The organism is Pseudomonas sp. PDM01 (genome assembly GCF_014852325.1).
GTDB lineage: Bacteria > Pseudomonadota > Gammaproteobacteria > Pseudomonadales > Pseudomonadaceae > Aquipseudomonas > Aquipseudomonas migulae.
Window position 1 is genome coordinate 57,549 of the sequence record NZ_JACVBK010000001.1, and the last position, 15,481, is coordinate 73,029.

The 15,481-nt window shown below is 57.6% G+C and carries 16 protein-coding genes; 10 read left to right on the top strand and 6 right to left on the bottom strand.

Going from position 1 to position 15,481, the window contains the following annotated elements:
- Positions 1-57 precede the first annotated feature (57 nt).
- From IB246_RS00295 to IB246_RS00340, 10 genes are all read left to right on the top strand, one after another.
- Entirely contained in the window at positions 58-669 is a 612-nt protein-coding gene (locus tag IB246_RS00295) for an acyltransferase (RefSeq protein WP_008041075.1), read from the top strand.
- Positions 666-1,622: a glycosyltransferase family 2 protein gene (locus tag IB246_RS00300; RefSeq protein WP_008041076.1), complete on the top strand. Its 957-nt coding sequence runs from the start codon at positions 666-668 to the stop codon at positions 1,620-1,622. Before IB246_RS00295 ends, IB246_RS00300 begins: the two co-directional genes overlap by 4 nt.
- A gap of 8 nt (positions 1,623-1,630) precedes the next feature.
- Positions 1,631-2,155 (top strand): serine O-acetyltransferase, encoded by a 525-nt coding sequence (locus IB246_RS00305; RefSeq protein ID WP_008041078.1) that lies wholly within the window; start codon positions 1,631-1,633, stop codon positions 2,153-2,155.
- A gap of 43 nt (positions 2,156-2,198) precedes the next feature.
- Positions 2,199-3,176, top strand: coding sequence for a glycosyltransferase family 2 protein (locus IB246_RS00310; protein ID WP_008041079.1), 978 nt, complete (start codon positions 2,199-2,201; stop codon positions 3,174-3,176).
- 7 nt (positions 3,177-3,183) lie between these two features.
- Positions 3,184-4,119 carry a DUF535 family protein gene (locus tag IB246_RS00315; RefSeq protein WP_008041080.1) on the top strand — a complete coding sequence of 312 codons (936 nt, stop codon included), beginning with the start codon at positions 3,184-3,186 and terminating at the stop codon, positions 4,117-4,119.
- A 75-nt stretch (positions 4,120-4,194) separates the two neighbouring features.
- Positions 4,195-5,397, top strand: coding sequence for a glycosyltransferase (locus IB246_RS00320; protein WP_008041084.1), 1,203 nt, complete (start codon positions 4,195-4,197; stop codon positions 5,395-5,397).
- Positions 5,394-6,581: a glycosyltransferase family 2 protein gene (locus IB246_RS00325; RefSeq protein ID WP_008041086.1), complete on the top strand. Its 1,188-nt coding sequence runs from the start codon at positions 5,394-5,396 to the stop codon at positions 6,579-6,581. The genes IB246_RS00320 and IB246_RS00325 overlap by 4 nt, the downstream gene beginning before the upstream one ends.
- Positions 6,581-7,315 (top strand): WecB/TagA/CpsF family glycosyltransferase, encoded by a 735-nt coding sequence (locus IB246_RS00330; protein WP_008041088.1) that lies wholly within the window; start codon positions 6,581-6,583, stop codon positions 7,313-7,315. Before IB246_RS00325 ends, IB246_RS00330 begins: the two co-directional genes overlap by 1 nt.
- Before the next feature lie 423 nt (positions 7,316-7,738).
- Positions 7,739-8,824 (top strand): hypothetical protein, encoded by a 1,086-nt coding sequence (locus IB246_RS00335; RefSeq protein WP_008041089.1) that lies wholly within the window; start codon positions 7,739-7,741, stop codon positions 8,822-8,824.
- A gap of 58 nt (positions 8,825-8,882) precedes the next feature.
- Positions 8,883-10,034, top strand: a complete 1,152-nt coding sequence (locus IB246_RS00340; protein ID WP_008041090.1) for a glycosyltransferase 61 family protein — start codon at positions 8,883-8,885, stop codon at positions 10,032-10,034.
- Here IB246_RS00340 and IB246_RS00345 read toward each other — a convergent pair.
- The 6 genes from IB246_RS00345 to IB246_RS00370 form a co-directional block, all read right to left on the bottom strand.
- The gene (locus IB246_RS00345; RefSeq protein ID WP_008041091.1) at positions 10,031-11,455 is read right to left on the bottom strand and encodes an undecaprenyl-phosphate glucose phosphotransferase; all 1,425 of its coding nucleotides are present in this window, start codon (positions 11,453-11,455) and stop codon (positions 10,031-10,033) included. The two genes, IB246_RS00340 and IB246_RS00345, sit on opposite strands and share 4 nt — an antisense overlap.
- A 385-nt stretch (positions 11,456-11,840) precedes the next feature.
- Positions 11,841-12,362 carry a hypothetical protein gene (locus IB246_RS00350; RefSeq protein ID WP_008041092.1) on the bottom strand — a complete coding sequence of 174 codons (522 nt, stop codon included), beginning with the start codon at positions 12,360-12,362 and terminating at the stop codon, positions 11,841-11,843.
- Between the two features lie 139 nt (positions 12,363-12,501).
- On the bottom strand, positions 12,502-13,023 hold the full coding sequence (locus IB246_RS00355; RefSeq protein ID WP_008033908.1) for a methylamine dehydrogenase light chain: 522 nt from the start codon (positions 13,021-13,023) through the stop codon (positions 12,502-12,504).
- A 17-nt stretch (positions 13,024-13,040) separates the two neighbouring features.
- Positions 13,041-13,661 carry a methylamine dehydrogenase accessory protein MauD gene (gene mauD / locus IB246_RS00360; protein WP_008041094.1) on the bottom strand — a complete coding sequence of 207 codons (621 nt, stop codon included), beginning with the start codon at positions 13,659-13,661 and terminating at the stop codon, positions 13,041-13,043.
- 3 nt (positions 13,662-13,664) lie between these two features.
- Positions 13,665-14,204, bottom strand: a complete 540-nt coding sequence (locus IB246_RS00365) for a MauE/DoxX family redox-associated membrane protein (RefSeq protein ID WP_008041096.1) — start codon at positions 14,202-14,204, stop codon at positions 13,665-13,667.
- A gap of 13 nt (positions 14,205-14,217) precedes the next feature.
- Positions 14,218-15,366, bottom strand: coding sequence for an amine dehydrogenase large subunit (locus IB246_RS00370; protein ID WP_008041113.1), 1,149 nt, complete (start codon positions 15,364-15,366; stop codon positions 14,218-14,220).
- Positions 15,367-15,481 lie beyond the last annotated feature (115 nt).

Consider the following 15,481-nt stretch of genomic DNA (forward strand, 5'->3'; position numbering starts at 1 on the left):
CGGGGTGTACCTGGCTCTGGCACGGATGAACATCGCAGGATTTGTGAGGCTGACAGGATGATAGGGCTGGCAAGACGTGCTGTAAGTTATTACGTCAACAAAACGGGGCGGGGACGCTGGCTCTTTAAACGGTTTTGTAATCCTGACGGGTTCGAGTGGGCTCGATATCTGGCGCGCTGGGGATCACTGCATTCCGTCGGCAGCAATGTGTGGATCAATGTCGGGTGCAATATCGCTGACCCTTCGCTGGTGCGCCTCGGCAACAACATCGCTTTAGCGGATTGCACGCTGTTCTGCCACGATGGTGCCGTTTTCTTCTCCACTATCTACAACGTAAAACTCGATGCTGTCGGACCTGTCGACATCCGTGACAACTGCTTTGTCGGGCATGCTGCGATCATCATGCCGTGTGTGACCGTAGGTCCGGGCTCAATTGTCGCCGCAGGTGCTGTTGTCAGGAAAGATGTTCCGCCTGGTGTCGTGGTCGCGGGCAATCCAGCGAGGGTCATTTGTACCGTTGACGAGCTGATGAAAAAATTCGAGACGCGCTGCAACGACTATCCGTGGATGGACCTGATCAGAGAACGCAACGGTGCCTATGATCCAGGCGTGGAGCCGGCGCTGATGGCCATGCGAGTGCAGTACTTTTTTGGCGAGTCACCCAAATGATCAATACGCCCCTTGATGTGCTGGTCGTCAACTACAACACAGCGAAGCTGTTGCAGCCGATGTTTGATGCATTGCGCCAGTCAAACAGTGCGGATCTGACGCGCTACTTGATGGTGGACAATGCCTCTGCCGACAATTCGCTGGAGTGTCTGGCCTCCATTTGCCCGGAGGCGTTGCTGCTGGCCAATGACAAAAATGTGGGCTTTGGCCGTGCCAACAATCAGTTGGTTGAACACTTGCAGGGCAAGTACGCGTTACTCCTCAATACCGACGCTTTTGTTGCCGCCGACACCCTGAACAAAACCCTCGAATACATGGAGGCTCATCCTGATTGCGGCGTGCTTGGCGTTCGGCTGGTCGGACGCGAAGGCGACTTGCAACCCTCCTGCCGCTATTTCCCCACGCCGTTGAATGTCTTCCTTTCCCGTGCAGGGCTTGAGCGCTTTTTTCCGGTGGTGAAGCGGGTCGACGACATGGAATGGGATCACGACTCGGTCCGTGAATGCGACTGGGTGCCCGGCTGCTATTACCTGATTCGCCGGGAAGTCATCGACCAGGTGGGCTTGTTCGACCCGCGCTACTTCCTTTACTACGAGGAAGTTGACCACTGCAAACGCGTCAAACAGGCCGGTTGGAAGGTGGTTTTTTACCCGCATACCACGGTGGTGCATATCGGTGGTGAAAGCGCCAAAACAGTGGTTGAACTCAACGCGGTCAGTCGGCAAATACCCAGGATGCAAATCGAAAGCGAGCTGTTGTACTTCCGCAAGCACCACGGCCTGCTGGGGTTGGGCTGGCATATGTTCCTGGTTTGCCTGGGGGATCTGATTCTGGCGCTCAAGGCGCTGCTCAAAGGTCGTGGCCGAGCCGCCATCGCAGCGTGCTGGCAGCATACGCGTGCCACTTGGGCGCTGCTGCGTGAAACCCGACTCGCTACCCAACCCACACGGTAGGTCAATCAATGTTCGAGAATATACGGGCGGACTTGCGTGCCTATGGTGGTGATTGGGGCGCTCAGGGATTCTGGGTCATGCTGGTTTATCGCTTTGGGCGCTGGCGCTACGGTGTGCGCCCGGCACTGCTACGCAAACTGCTCTCCTTTATCTATAAAGTGCTCTTCAAACTGGTGCAGATCATGACGGGCATCGAGTTGCCCTGTGAAGTCGTGGTCGGGCGCAACTTCGTCATCGATCATTTCGGCGGCATTGTGATCAGTGGCTATGCGCAGTTTGGCGATGATTGCCGGATCCGCAATGGCGTCGTCGTAGGCCTGAAGAATGTGAACGAGCCGATTGCTCCGGTGATTGGCAATAATGTGGATATCGGCACCGGGGCCAAGGTATTGGGCAACATCCGCATTGGTAACAATGTCGTGATCGGGGCCAACGCCGTGGTGCTGATCGACGTACCCGACGATTCGGTGGCCGTGGGTGTGCCCGCGACCATCAAGAAAAGGAAGTCAGTAGAAACAGAGGAATACTCATGAGTTATCCGAAGGCCTGTTTCGATGGCGGCGCTGAGTGAACGTCATGACTACCGGCATGGGTGTCGTTGTGATCGGTCGTAATGAAGGCCAGCGGTTGCAGCGTTGCCTGGCGTCGCTGGTTGATGCCGCGCAGCAGGTCGTTTATGTCGACTCCGGCTCAACCGATGGTTCGGTGCCAATGGCGCAGGCGCTTGGCGTCGAGGTGGTCGAGCTGGATATGAGCATCCCCTTTACCGCTGCACGCGCGCGCAATGAAGGATTTGCCTGCGTGCAACGCGTGTTGCCTTCGCTGCGTCATGTGCAGTTCGTCGATGGTGATTGCGAGGTCGTCGGCGGCTGGCTGTCAAAGGCGCAAGCCTTTCTGGATGCGTATCCTGAGGTGGCGGTGGTGTGTGGGCGGCGCCGTGAACGCTTTCCTCAGCATTCGATTTACAACCTGTTGTGTGATCTCGAATGGGACACGCCGATAGGCGAGGCCAAGGCCTGCGGGGGCGATGCGTTGATGCGCGCTGACGCCTTCGCCGAAGTCTCCGGGTTTCGCCCGGATCTGATTGCCGGGGAAGAGCCCGAGTTGTGTGTGCGGCTGCGTGCCAAGGGCTGGAAGGTCTGGCGGCTGCCTGAGGAAATGACCCTGCACGATGCGACCATGACCCGGTTCGGCCAATGGTGGAAGCGAACCCTGCGCGGCGGCTACGCTTTTGCCGAAGGTGCTTATTTGCATGGGGCGGCCCCCGAGCAACATTGGCTGCGTGAGTCACGCCGCGCCTGGTTCTGGGGCCTGGGCATTCCGCTGGCAACTGTTCTCGCCAGCCTGGTGCTGGGAGGGGCTGGCCTGCTGTTGTTGCTGGTCTACCCATTGCAGGTCGTGCGCCTGGCCCGTCGGGGTTCGGGATCCGCGCGGGAAAACTGGTTGCAGGCATTCTTTCTGGTGCTGGGAAAATTTCCCGAGATGCTGGGGCAATTGAAGTTTCTTTTGAACAGGTTCGGCGCTCGCAAGTCCGCGTTGATCGAATACAAGTGAGACTTAAATGAATAACTGGCAACTGCTGAAAAACGCGTTTTCTTTACACGCTGGTTATTCATTGAGAGCCGTGAAAAACAAGCTCGAATTAATGATTTTAGTGGCGAAGAACTGGGCTGACCTCAAGCTGTTCACCGGGCGCATGTCGAACGCTTTGGGCAGCGCCGGTTTTGCGAAGTTGGGCGGGGATTGTGTGGGGGTCGTTCATTGGCCCTACATCAGCAAAAGCTGGAACCCTCAGGACCGACTGAGTGTGTTGGCGTCGCACTATGAGGTGGTGACGAAAAGCTGTCCGCAGCTATTGCTGTTTGGTCGAAGTGAAAGTCTGGTGTTGAGTGACTTGTCGGCCTTCGCTGCCGATTGTTCCCTGGTGCTGGATCGACCCATTTGGTTTATGCGCGAAGGCGAGTTGGTGTTGAACCTGTTTCAGGGTGATTTACGCATTGCATCGATTGCGTTCACCTTGTGTTGCACCGAGGGTGAGCTGTGTATTTTCATCGGTGCCGTGCAAGGGATTCACAAAGGGGTAGAGAGCGAACGCTCCCTGGACATTTACCGGGAGCTGACAAAAAGTTTCGAAGGTCTTCGGCCACGAAGCTTTCTGATTGAAGTCATCAAATACATCGCGACCCGGATTGGCGTTGAAAGGATCTACGCAGTAAGCGACGGGTTTCGTCATCACCGACACGCCTATTTTGGTGCTGAAAAAACCCAGGACCTGGCGGCCAATTACGATGTGATCTGGCTGGAACATGGCGCGACGCCGTCAGCGCGGGAAGACTTCTTTGAAATCCCCATGGCCCCGTCGAGCAAACCGCTTGAGAGTATCGCGTCGAAAAAACGCGCCATGTACCGCAGGCGTTACGAGTTGCTGGAGGACACGTTCAGAAAGATAGACGGTGTGTTGATTGGCAGTTATAGCCACCCGCGTGGGGCTGATTGACGTTCCAGGCCACTGAACTACTGTGGGATGCCCCGCTGTAATCATTCACCGCAACGACAGCCAAGCTTGGTGCTTATGCGTATCGCTTATTTCATCAATCAATACCCCAAAGTCAGCCATAGCTTCATTCGTCGCGAGATTCTGGCATTGGAGCGTCAGGGCTTTGAAGTGCAGCGCATTGCCCTGCGCGGCTGGGATGCGCAGTTGGTGGATGCCGAGGACGTGTCCGAGCAAGCCCAGACCCACTATGTGTTGCAGGGCGGAGTCAAAGCGCTGGCAGGGCCGGTGCTGCAAGTGCTGCGCGTTCAGCCTCGACGCTTTTTTTCGACGCTGTGGCTGGCGTTGCGCATGGGCCTGCGTGCCGATCGGCCGTGGCCGTACCATGTGATCTATTTGTTCGAGGCGTGCCGGTTGTTGTCCTGGTTACAAGCGTTCGGCGCCAGGCATGTGCATGCGCATTTCGGCACCAATTCAACCGAGGTGGTGATGTTGGCCCATGCGCTCGGCGGGCCTGCGTACAGCTTTACCGTGCACGGCCCGGAAGAGTTCGACAAACCACAATTTATCCATCTGGGCGAGAAAGTCCGGCGCGCGGCGTTTGTCGCAGCGATCAGTTCCTATGGGCGCAGCCAGTTGTTTCGCTGGGTGGAGCATGCGCATTGGGAAAAGGTCAAGGTGGTTCACTGCGGCCTGGAGCGGGCGTTTCATGAGGTTCCGGCTGTCGCTGTGCCGTCTGTGCCGCGGTTGGTGTGCGTGGGGCGCTTGTGCGAGCAGAAGGGGCAACTGTTGTTGCTTGAGGCTGCGCGAAAACTGGCGGCGCAAGGCGTGGTGTTCGAGATCGTACTGGCCGGCGACGGGGAAATGCGTGCAGAGATCGAAACCCTGATTACGCGGCATGGCTTGCAGGCGCAGGTGCGCATTACCGGCTGGATCAGCAGCGATCAGGTGCGGGCGCAAATCCTGGCGGCGCGGGCCCTGGTGTTGCCGAGCTTCGGCGAGGGCTTGCCGGTGGTCATCATGGAAGCCATGGCCTTGCGCCGGCCCGTGCTGACGACCTACGTGGCGGGCATTCCCGAACTGGTGCGTCAGGGCGAGAACGGCTGGTTGTTTCCCGCGGGCGCCGTGGATGAGTTGGCGGTGGCGCTGGCCGACTGCCTCGCGCAACCTGTCGAGGTGTTGCAGCGGATGGGCGATGCCGCGTATCAGCGGGTGCTGGAGCGGCACGATATCGATACCGAAGCAGCCAAGCTGGCTGAATTGTTCAAGGCGCACGCATGATCACGTTACTGGGTTGGCTGTTCAGTGCACTGCTGATACTCATCGTCCTGCCGGTGTGGGTGTTGTTCGTGCAGGTGCTGCTGGCCAGCCTGCCGGTGCGATCGCTTGCACCGGCGCAAGGATCGCGACCGAGGGTGGCGGTGCTGGTGCCGGCTCACAACGAGTCCTCGCTGATCGTCGCGACGTTGAACAGCATTCTGCCGCAACTGCTGGCGGGCGATCGCCTGGTGGTTGTCGCGGACAACTGTACTGACGACACGGCCGCGCTGGCCCGCGCCGCGGGTGCCGAGGTGGTGGAGCGCAGCAATGCTCAGCAGCGAGGCAAGGGGTATGCACTGGACTTCGGGGTGCGTTACCTGGCCAGCGATGCACCGGACGTGATGATTGTTGTCGATGCCGATTCGCGGGTGGGTGAAGGCTCGATTGAGCGTTTGGCACTGTGCTGCATCGACTCCGGGCGTCCAGCACAGGCCCTGTACTTGATGCATGCGCCGGCAGGCTCCGGGTTGAAAGTGCAAATTGCCGAATTCGCCTGGTGCGTGAAGAATCAGGTGCGAGCGCAGGGGTGGGCCCGACTGGGGTTGCCTTGTTCGTTGATGGGCTCGGGAATGGCGTTCGTCTGGCGGGATCTGGCGTTGATCGAATTAGCCAGTGGCCACATCGTCGAAGATTTGAAGATGGGCCTGGATTTCTGCCGAAGCGGCAAACCGCCCCTGTTTTGCCCCGGTGCGTTGGTCAGCAGTGATTTTCCGCGCAGCGACGAAGGCCTGAGCATCCAGCGCACACGCTGGGAGCATGGTCATCTCGGGGTCATCCTCAGTGATGCGCCAAGGTTGCTGTTAGAGGCTATCCGCAAAGGCAACTTGAATCTTCTGGCAATGACCGCGGATTTACTGGTCCCGCCGCTGGCCTTGCTGACGTTGCTGCTGGTGGTCGCCTTCAGCCTCTCATGGCTGGTGGTGTTGCTCGGCGGCGCGTTGGCGCCAGCCTTGATCGCGTCTTTCGGGCTCGCACTGTTGGGCGTGACTGTCTTGCTGGCATGGAGTCGGTTCGGTCGCGGGATCATCGCGTTTTCAGCCTTGTTGTATGCGCCGTTCTACGCGTTGAAGAAAATCCCGCTGTACATTGGTTTTGTGCTCAAGCGCCAGGTCGACTGGGTGCGTTCGAAGCGAGATGACACCTGATGAGCCCCTTATCCTGGCAGCAAAACTGGCAAACCATCCTGCGCAAACTCAGGGTGGTTCGCGATGCTGGCGACGAACAACAATTGATTGATGTGTTGTCCCGGTCCGAGGGGACGACAGTGCTTGGATTCGTCAATGCCCATGCCATGAACCTGGTGACGGCCAACCCCGCTTATTACGACGCGCTGTCGGCGGCCGACGTGTTGTTACGGGATGGCTCCGGCATGGCCATCCTGTATCGCCGACTCGGTCTCGAACCGGGGCTGAATATGAACGGCACCGATTTCATCCCCAAATTACTGGCCGCCTACAAGGGCCGGCGCGTGGCGTTCTGGGGGACTGAAGAGACCTTTCTGGCCAACGCGGTGCGGCATTGCGAAGCGGTGTTTGCGGTCAATGTCGTCTCTGCTCACCATGGTTTTGCAGGGGTGGATGATTACGTCAACCTTGCCCGTCAGTCACTGCCGGAACTGGTGGTGCTGGGGATGGGTATGCCCAAGCAGGAAGTCGTTGCTGCGAGGCTGGCCGCCAGTGGCGTGCCATGCCTGGTGGTATGCGGTGGGGCGATCCTGGATTTTCTCGGTGGCAAGGTGACGCGTGCTCCGCAATGGGTGCGTCGCCTCGGTTGCGAGTGGGTGTTCCGGCTGCTCAGTGAGCCCAAGCGTTTATTCACTCGCTATATCGTGGGTAACCCCAAGTTTTTGTTACGCACACTCATCTGTCGAAGTTTCTGACGTAACAGGAATTTGACGTCAGTTTTAATATTCGGGCTGCCTGAAAAGCACGTCTGAAATATCTTGCAAAACTCTGCGCCAGCATCTTTACTCACCCTTGTATTACCGACTCGGTGGATGAGTTGGAGCGTTTTTTTGTTAAGGTTGGAGACGAATAAATGACGTCAGAAAATCTTGATTACAGAGAGTGAATGGCGAGTTTCTCGCAAGAAAGACAGCTGGACGTACATTCAAAAAACAGCGCACATCATATGGGTAGTTATGGTTTGCCGCATATTTTGAAAAGCGTGGTGAGCTATCGACTCTCATTTCGAGTGTTTGATCTATTGGTTTGAAAACTCAAATGAACGCTTCTTGATGTGTGCTAATAAGCAAATGAACGCATATATATCAAAACTGATACACAAGTTAATGTCGCCTTCCATGCGATTTGAGCTAAGAAAAGCGCTCTCCTGGTTACGTGATATAGCCGCGCGCGCCTGTGTTTGGCGCTGGGAAATCGCCAGGTTCAAACTGCGGGAAGACAGCCGCTACGACATTCTTTATGTGGGCAGAAAATCCCAGCGGGAATTTGTGAAGGTGCTCTTGGGGGCTGAGACTCAGGGGGTTGATAACCTGTCGAAATCAGACCGCACGGTCGTTGTCAGTGACATGCCGACCTGGGGTGCATTGTATGTGCCGCAATACCTGAGTGCTGTCGTGCCACTGCGCAGATCCATTGATGAGATTACGGCGCGATACAACACCGAGTTACGGCGCAATCTACGCAAGAACCGGTTGCGCTACGGCATGAAGCAAGCATTGAACGATGATGAGATTGAAACGGCGGATCGGGAAATGCTTCAACCCTATGCCAGGGCCCGTCATGGCGCAGCCGCCTCGCAAATTGCATCACATGAAGTTCAGCGGGTGGCTAAAAGAGCCGGACGCCTCGATCTGGTGGTGTTGGAAGACCAGGTTGTTGCCTGCCATCTGGGGTGCGTCGTCACCCGCGCGGGCAAGCGCTATTGGAGCACCGTGCGTTTTGGCTACCCTGACGAGGTGTTTTCAGATGCCAGGAAATTACGTGAAGTCAATTCCATCACCACGTTCATGGCGCTTGAGTGGGCAATAGAAAACGGATTTGATTACTACGATATCGGGACGTGTCTGGCACGTCCGGACGACGGGCTTCTTGAGTGGAAAAGAAGGCGCGGCGGCGATGTCGATACGCTGGGAAACCATGGCTACGTGTTTGTTCGGCTGCCCAGGACCGGCGCTGCGCAGTTTCTGTGGGAGACACCGCTTTTTGCTGTAGAAGGCAAACATCTGACACTTCATCTTGGAATACCCGACGGGCCAAGTGATGAAGAAGTTGCAAATCGATATCGTGAAATGGGCTTTGGGGGACTATCCAAACTGTATCTCCATTGTTCCAGGGCGCCGGACGCCACGCTGCTCGATAACTTGCGTAGTCGCTACGCTCATTTGAAGTCGCCGCCCATTCTGCAAACTGTTCTCTGCACTTGAGATATTGAAAAGTAGTTGGCTGTAAATACTGCGCAATCATATTGCGCCGGGGGTGTCTATGTCGGAATTCAGCGCGTTGGCAAGTAGCGGCCCGGCGAAGTGGAGCCTGGCGGCTTATAAACACCTCTTTAAAACACGCCTTGCCCGGAAACCAGCATTAACGCTGCAAAGTATGGCGGTGAAAACCTGGGATATTGCGCCGGGTGAAGTCGCGTTTGCTCAACCCGCCTTCTTTCTTCCCAATCAACTTGAACGTGTGACGGGATGGGAAGAGCAACTTTTTTATCCCCATGAACATCCTCGTCGCACAATGGAAGGCATCGGTCGTGTTGAACATGGACCGACCCGGGGTTATTTGCTCAAAGATGTCTGGATGATCGATGGCGCGCTCTACAAAGGAAGCGCCAAATCCTGGTTGACGCCTGGCGTTGGCCGGCTGCCGGGGGTTCGCGTCGAAAACGAAATCGAGCGCGGCGCGTTGTATTGCACGGCGGGGGGCAACAAGTGGTTTGGCAGTTGGCTGACGGACGATTGCCTGACCTATTCACTGGCCTGCAACGAAGGCGTTCCAGTGACCACGGCTCCCTCCGCCAACATTGTTTCCACCACCAGGAACGGCATCCTTCACACCTCCGGTTATGAGGACTGGCTTGGCATGAAGCCGGTTCGTTTACGTAATGCGTTTTTTCGTGAACTCGTGATCTTTGACGACATAAGTCAAAATCGCCACAAGCATCTGCGCTTCCGTGCAATGGGCGAAAAGTTGCTGTCTCACGTCAACACGAGCGCTCATCCAGGCGTGTTTATCCTGAGAGGTGGTCGCGGCGATTTACGCTTGTTGCGTAACGAAATGGAGTTGGCTGAGCGTCTGCGTGATCGTCGGGGTTTTCGCATTCTCGACCCGGCGCTGTGCGATGTTGCGACCATTGTCGCGACCTGTGCCGGTGCAAGGACCGTGATAGGGGTCGAGGGCAGTCAATTGATCCATGGGGTTAATGTATTGCCGCCGGGTGGTTCGCTGCTGGTGTTGCAACCTCCTGAGCGTTTCATCTGCTATTTCAAGTACCTGACCGATCGTGACCATCAACACTTTGGTTTTGTCGTCGGTACTCCCGCGGGCAATGGTTTTACTATCGACCCCGATGAGGTCGAGCGCACGCTGGACCTGTTTCCGTCATCGTGCTGCTCCTACAGTTTCACCACGGATTAATAGGCCTGTTTGCCGGAGAAGGCAGATACCGTCCGTAAAAGAATGATGAAGTCGAGCCAGAGCGACCAGTTGTTGATGTACTCGATGTCTGAGTCAACCCGGCGAATCATTTGTTCTACATCTTTCGTTTCACCGCGAAGGCCCCGTACCTGCGCCAGCCCGGTGATACCCGGTTTAATGTTATGTCGCGCAAAGTAGCCCGAGACATCGGGCGAGTACTGCACGTCGTGTTGAATCGCGTGCGGGCGAGGCCCCACCAGCGACATTTCGCCCATCAACACGTTGAACAATTGCGGCAGCTCATCGAGGCTGGTTTTGCGAATAAAGGCGCCCACCCTGGTCACGCGTGGATCATTCTTTTGTGCCTGCTTGACGGTGCCGTCCGACGGCTGATGGACCACCATGCTTCTGAACTTCCAGATACTGAAAACTTCGCCGCTCCACCCCATGCGTTGCTGACGAAAGAACACGGGACCGGGGCTATCGATCTTGATCGCAAGGGCAACTAACGCCAGCACTGGCGCCGCAAAAAGCAGGATCAGGAAAGCGCCGACCTTGTCTTCGAGATTCTTCAGGAACAGTCGCATCCCCATCAGCGGAGTTTCGGACAAGGTCAGCACGGGAATGCCGGCAATCTCGCGAACACTGTGGTTGATCAACTTCAAGGCGAAAATGTCAGGCACCCAGTTAACCCTGACGTGTTTATCGAACAGGCTTAAATAAACCTTCTGGATAACTTCGGAGCCGCCCACAGGGGTCACAAAATAGACGGTACGAATGGCGTGTTTGACAACCAACTCATCAAGATCAGAGATATTGCCCAGTATCGACAGGCGTGGTGCGCCTTCCACGCCTTCCTTTGCCCAGTCATCGTCCGCGCCAATCAACACACAGCCAACGATGCGTTCACCGAGCCAGGGGTTGTTACTGATTTTCTTGTGGAGGTAGCTCGCCAACTCGCCCGAGCCAATGATCAGCGAGTTTTCCAGTTGCGTCGGGTGGGCCAGGAATTTCTTCTGCATTTCCCGTGAGGCGAGGTGCAAAAACAACTGGGCGAAATAGCCAAGAACAAATAACTCCCCAACCAATAGCCGCGAATACCGTTCGCTGGTTTTGGTCAGGAAAGCCATGGCAACGAGAAAACCAAAAGTCGCGGTCCATGCCTTCAGAAGCTTGAAGGCTTTGACAGTGAACCCGACATTGCTGCGGTAAATGGCATAGTGGTCGTACACGACGGCCAGCGCGCCAAGCAGCAGCAAGAGCATGATGACGTAGTCTTGCGAGATGAAGCCGATGTGATAATTGATCAAGAACCACGCAACACCGGTTACCGCAACGCAATCGAGACCGGCCTGAACAACGATACTGGTACTGCTTCTTCGCTGGAGAACGGAACGGGTACTGTTAGGCTCAAATATCATCTTTAGACCTCATTTGCTTTCCCTTGCGCTCGGTGATGACGAGATTCAGGTCAACACAGCCCTCATTTTGAGAGCCTCAGCGTCACCGACAAGCTGCTCATACTTGTGACAGGTTTGCACCCTCAAATGCGTAAATCCGGTGAGACGAAGACAGGTGCTGTCACTTTAGCACCACTGTGCACACATTCATTCTATAGCTACGGATTCAGACAACATCCATAAATAAAAATGCACTCGGATACAAGGTGCCGGGCAAACCACGGAGAGACGCCTGCACGGCGTTTGCCGCAAGGTCGTCTTGTTATCGCAGAGGAGAGTTGGCGTAGCGGAAGGGCGGGGGAACTGGCCCCCGTTTTTGCAATGACGGCTTTGGTTCAAGCCGTTGTCAGTTGTTCATCCCGTCTTCAATTGCGATGCCTTGCGCACGCATTTGCTGGATCAGGCCGGCGCGGGTGCCGGGGAGGTTGAGCATGGTTTCTGCGCGCAGTGCCGCCACTTCGTCGGCGCTGTAAGGCTGATAGTCGGCCGGCGTGCTTTTGCCCGCCATCCCGTCGGCACGGATCAACCAGTTGAGCAGGTCGGCCAGTTGCGCGTTGTCCAGCGCGGACTGCGACATGCCCGGTACGCGCACGAGAAACTCGCGGCCGCCCGGCACTTTCAGAAAGTTGCCGACAAACCCTGCCATCCGGGGCGTGTCATTCGCGGCAGAACCCATGCCATTGCCCAAGTGGCAACCGGCGCATTGCAGTTGGTAGTTCACGCCAACGCTGTAACCGGCCTGGGCAATCGGTTTTTGCAGTGCTTCATTGCCCGGCGCATGCCGTTGCGCCGGGTCCGGGATGGCCCTGGCATGAACGAGCGGGGCGGTCATGGCGCAGACAAGACCGAGGATGAGCAACCTACCCATAAGCAGCACCTCCACCTGTGCAGGTAAAAAACGGACCTGTAGGAGCCAGCTTGCTGGCGATAGCGTTTTCAGAGACGCCATCGCCGGAACGCCGCCCGCAGCAAGCCGGCTCCTACAAATAGCCAACCACAATTAGGCGTTAAACCGCGACGCCACGAATGATCGAAACGGTGCAGTGGTAGATGTGCGATTTGGCGGCCAGGCACCAGTTCACATCGTTGTTGTTGAACGGGCGATAGGCCGGTTCTTCACTGTCGTTACGGGTGCAGGCGCACTGCGCACAGCTCTGCTTACCGCAGCAGTCGTTGTACGAAATGATGTAATCCTTGCCGTCGGCCGGGTTGCGGCAGGTGCCGATCCAGGTCACTTGCGACACTTCCGTGCCCGGCGGACAGGACGTCACCGATCCTCCGCAGCAGCTGCACAAAAAGCCATCGATGGAGCAGTAGCGCCAGTAGTCGCAGGTGTTCGGATCGCCCGGGTCACCGGCTTTCGGGTTGTCGGCGGCCAGGGCTTTGCTGGTGCGATCCAGCGGCAACAGCAGCGGCAACGCGGCGCCGGCAACCATCAGAGAACCCATGCGCGACAGCAGTTTGCGTCGTGAGGTTGTGTCGGCAACACGACGAGTCGAACGCTCAAACAACAGATCCAGCAGTTTCATGAAAGTCTCCTGCCTTATCAGTGGCTATGGCCGTGGCTGTGGTCGTGTGCATGCGGCTGGCTGTTGAGGTATTCCTGCAGCGTCGCGCTTTTCAGGTGCTCGACTTCGAACAGGCTGTCCAGGTGCTCGCGGGAATTGACCAGGCCTTTGGCGCGCAGGGTGCCGCTCTTGTCGATCAGCGCGGCGTACGGCAGCTTGCCGATCTGGTAGGTCATGCCCACTTCAGGCCCGACCACATAAGTGGCGTCTTCCAGTTTGTGTTCGGTGATCAGCTTTTGCTGGGCGTCCATGTCGCCGTCGCTGATGAACACCACGTCGAGGCGATCGGCCTGTTCCTTGGCGATGGACTTGATCGCCGGCAGCAGCGACTTGCAGATCGGGCAGGTTGGCGAGAGGAAGAACAGCAGTTGCGATTTCTCGCCGGCATAGCCGAAGTTCACCGGGCGCCCTTTGCGGTCGGAGGCGGTGACCTGTGGCGCGGCTTCGTTGACCGCCACGCCCTTGTCCATCATCAACGCACCGGCCGGGGCCAGACGGCCGTGCAGCACACCAATCTGCCGGACCAGGCCCATGACGGCAAACGCCACGGCCACCAGCAGTACCCAGAGCAGAACGTTGGAAACGATTAAGCCTTCCATTGATCACCTACCAATCAGTTTGAGCAGAAGAGGGGAGTTCGCCAGCAAGCCATCGGCTGCGGCGTAAATCAGCAGCGCGACGGCGCTGGCGGCGACAGTCACGAAGCCGTCGAAAAAACCCAGGTCACGAACCACCGGCGAGACACTGGCCAGCAGCGCCAGCGCTACCATCGCGCTGTTGCGCAGCAGCAGAACCGGGCGCAGTGGTTGGGCCTGGTCCGGGCCGGCACAGCCGCAATCGATATCGCGACGGCCGCGCCACAGGTTGATGCCAATGGCTGCGGCATACAGTGCGATCAGGCTGGCGGCGCCCAACGCTGCCCAGGCACGGCTGACCGGTACCAGCAGCGCAAAGGCGATGGCCAGTTCAACCACCGGAATGACGCGTGCGACGGGGCGTACGGCCACGTCGGGCAGCAGTTGGTAGTCCGCCAGTTGCCGGGCAAAACGTGCCGGTGCGCGCACCTTGTGGGTCGCGGCACTGGCCAGCAGCACCGCGATGGCGAGGGCGCTGGCAATGATGAAGATCGGATCTAAGTGCATGGCCGAACCTCGGTTAGTAGCTCATGACCTGAGTCGCGGTTTTCGCGACCTTCGCCATGCTGCCGGTGAGCGTGTTGGTCTTCAGGTCGAAGATCTGCAAACCGCCTGCAACGTCGGCGCCCAGCAGCAGCGGCTTGTCGTCGCCGGTGGCCTGCATGCTCCACACCGGAACCGGTGCCTCCAGCGTGGCGACCTTCTTGTGGGTTTTCAGATCAAACGCCCAGATCAGCGGGCTTGGGTCTTCCCACTTCATCGGTTCGTGCGCGTCGTGCATCAGCACGTACAAGCGGTTCAGCTTCGGCGCGACAGCCATAAGCTGCCAGCCGCCCGGTGCCCAGCCGGCCTTCTTTTCCTCGTCGTTGGTCAGCGACCAGGACGGCAGGATTTTCGGTGCGTCGGCCGAGAAATCCACCGGGCGCACGGTGCCCGTGGTGGTGGTGAAGTAATAGGTGTCGCCGACGTTCACCGCGCGTTCCACCAGTTTTTCCGCGTTCGGGTCAAAGAACGGCGTGCGGCTGCGTGCGGTTTCCTGGCCCTGATCGTTCAGCGTGATCACTTGCAAACTACCGTCGCCGCACAGCGAGGCGAAGCGGCGATTGCCGATCGGGTAGTTGAGCACGCAACCGGGAATCGCCAGTTCGGCGGTGACGGCTTTGGCCTGGGTGTCGACCACGGTCACCGAGGTCGACGGGGTGAAGTTGTAGACGTAGACGAAGCGGTCATCACCGCTGGTCTTCAAGCCGTAGCGTTGGGTCAGCGACTCGGCGCGCTTGTTCGGAATCAGCACTTCCCAGGCCGGCGACAGGGTGGAACTGTCCCAGGCGGTCAGCACGTCGGTGCGGGTGCCACGGGTGCCGCGCGAATACCAGATGTCGGCGCTGTAGAGGGTTTTCTGATCGTGGCTGAGCGTCGAGGGCGCAGCAAAACCAGTCGGCACCATGCCGAGCACGCGCTTTTTATCGGGGTCGACCACGGTGACACGGCCCGCCACGAAACTTTCGAATTCGACGTCGACGATAAAGGCCCGATGAACTTCCGGCGGAAATGCCAGAACAGTCTGGCCGATCGTGTCAGCGGGCAGATCCGCGCTGGCATTGTTCAAACCCAGTACCAGCAGGCTGAGACTCAGCGCTGACTGTACGGTGATCCTGGTGGCTCGCATTAGGGGGAACTCCCTGAATTATTGTTCGTGCAAATCGCAAGTGCATTGGCAGATTTTTGCAGTTCGATTCTGCCTCGCTGGCAGAAGGGGGGAATTGCTGTGGCTGCCAAGCGTT

Excerpts from the sequence above, each read along its gene's own strand:
- IB246_RS00295 (WP_008041075.1), top strand. The coding sequence starts at position 58 with ATGATAGGGCTGGCAAGACGTGCTGTAAGTTATTACGTCAACAAAACG.
- IB246_RS00300 (WP_008041076.1), top strand. The coding sequence starts at position 666 with ATGATCAATACGCCCCTTGATGTGCTGGTCGTCAACTACAACACAGCG.
- IB246_RS00305 (WP_008041078.1), top strand. The coding sequence starts at position 1,631 with ATGTTCGAGAATATACGGGCGGACTTGCGTGCCTATGGTGGTGATTGG.
- IB246_RS00310 (WP_008041079.1), top strand. The coding sequence starts at position 2,199 with ATGACTACCGGCATGGGTGTCGTTGTGATCGGTCGTAATGAAGGCCAG.
- IB246_RS00315 (WP_008041080.1), top strand. The coding sequence starts at position 3,184 with ATGAATAACTGGCAACTGCTGAAAAACGCGTTTTCTTTACACGCTGGT.
- IB246_RS00320 (WP_008041084.1), top strand. The coding sequence starts at position 4,195 with ATGCGTATCGCTTATTTCATCAATCAATACCCCAAAGTCAGCCATAGC.
- IB246_RS00325 (WP_008041086.1), top strand. The coding sequence starts at position 5,394 with ATGATCACGTTACTGGGTTGGCTGTTCAGTGCACTGCTGATACTCATC.
- IB246_RS00330 (WP_008041088.1), top strand. The coding sequence starts at position 6,581 with ATGAGCCCCTTATCCTGGCAGCAAAACTGGCAAACCATCCTGCGCAAA.
- IB246_RS00335 (WP_008041089.1), top strand. The coding sequence starts at position 7,739 with ATGCGATTTGAGCTAAGAAAAGCGCTCTCCTGGTTACGTGATATAGCC.
- IB246_RS00340 (WP_008041090.1), top strand. The coding sequence starts at position 8,883 with ATGTCGGAATTCAGCGCGTTGGCAAGTAGCGGCCCGGCGAAGTGGAGC.
- IB246_RS00345 (WP_008041091.1), bottom strand. The coding sequence starts at position 11,455 with ATGATATTTGAGCCTAACAGTACCCGTTCCGTTCTCCAGCGAAGAAGC.
- IB246_RS00350 (WP_008041092.1), bottom strand. The coding sequence starts at position 12,362 with ATGGGTAGGTTGCTCATCCTCGGTCTTGTCTGCGCCATGACCGCCCCG.
- IB246_RS00355 (WP_008033908.1), bottom strand. The coding sequence starts at position 13,023 with ATGAAACTGCTGGATCTGTTGTTTGAGCGTTCGACTCGTCGTGTTGCC.
- mauD (WP_008041094.1), bottom strand. The coding sequence starts at position 13,661 with ATGGAAGGCTTAATCGTTTCCAACGTTCTGCTCTGGGTACTGCTGGTG.
- IB246_RS00365 (WP_008041096.1), bottom strand. The coding sequence starts at position 14,204 with ATGCACTTAGATCCGATCTTCATCATTGCCAGCGCCCTCGCCATCGCG.
- IB246_RS00370 (WP_008041113.1), bottom strand. The coding sequence starts at position 15,366 with ATGCGAGCCACCAGGATCACCGTACAGTCAGCGCTGAGTCTCAGCCTG.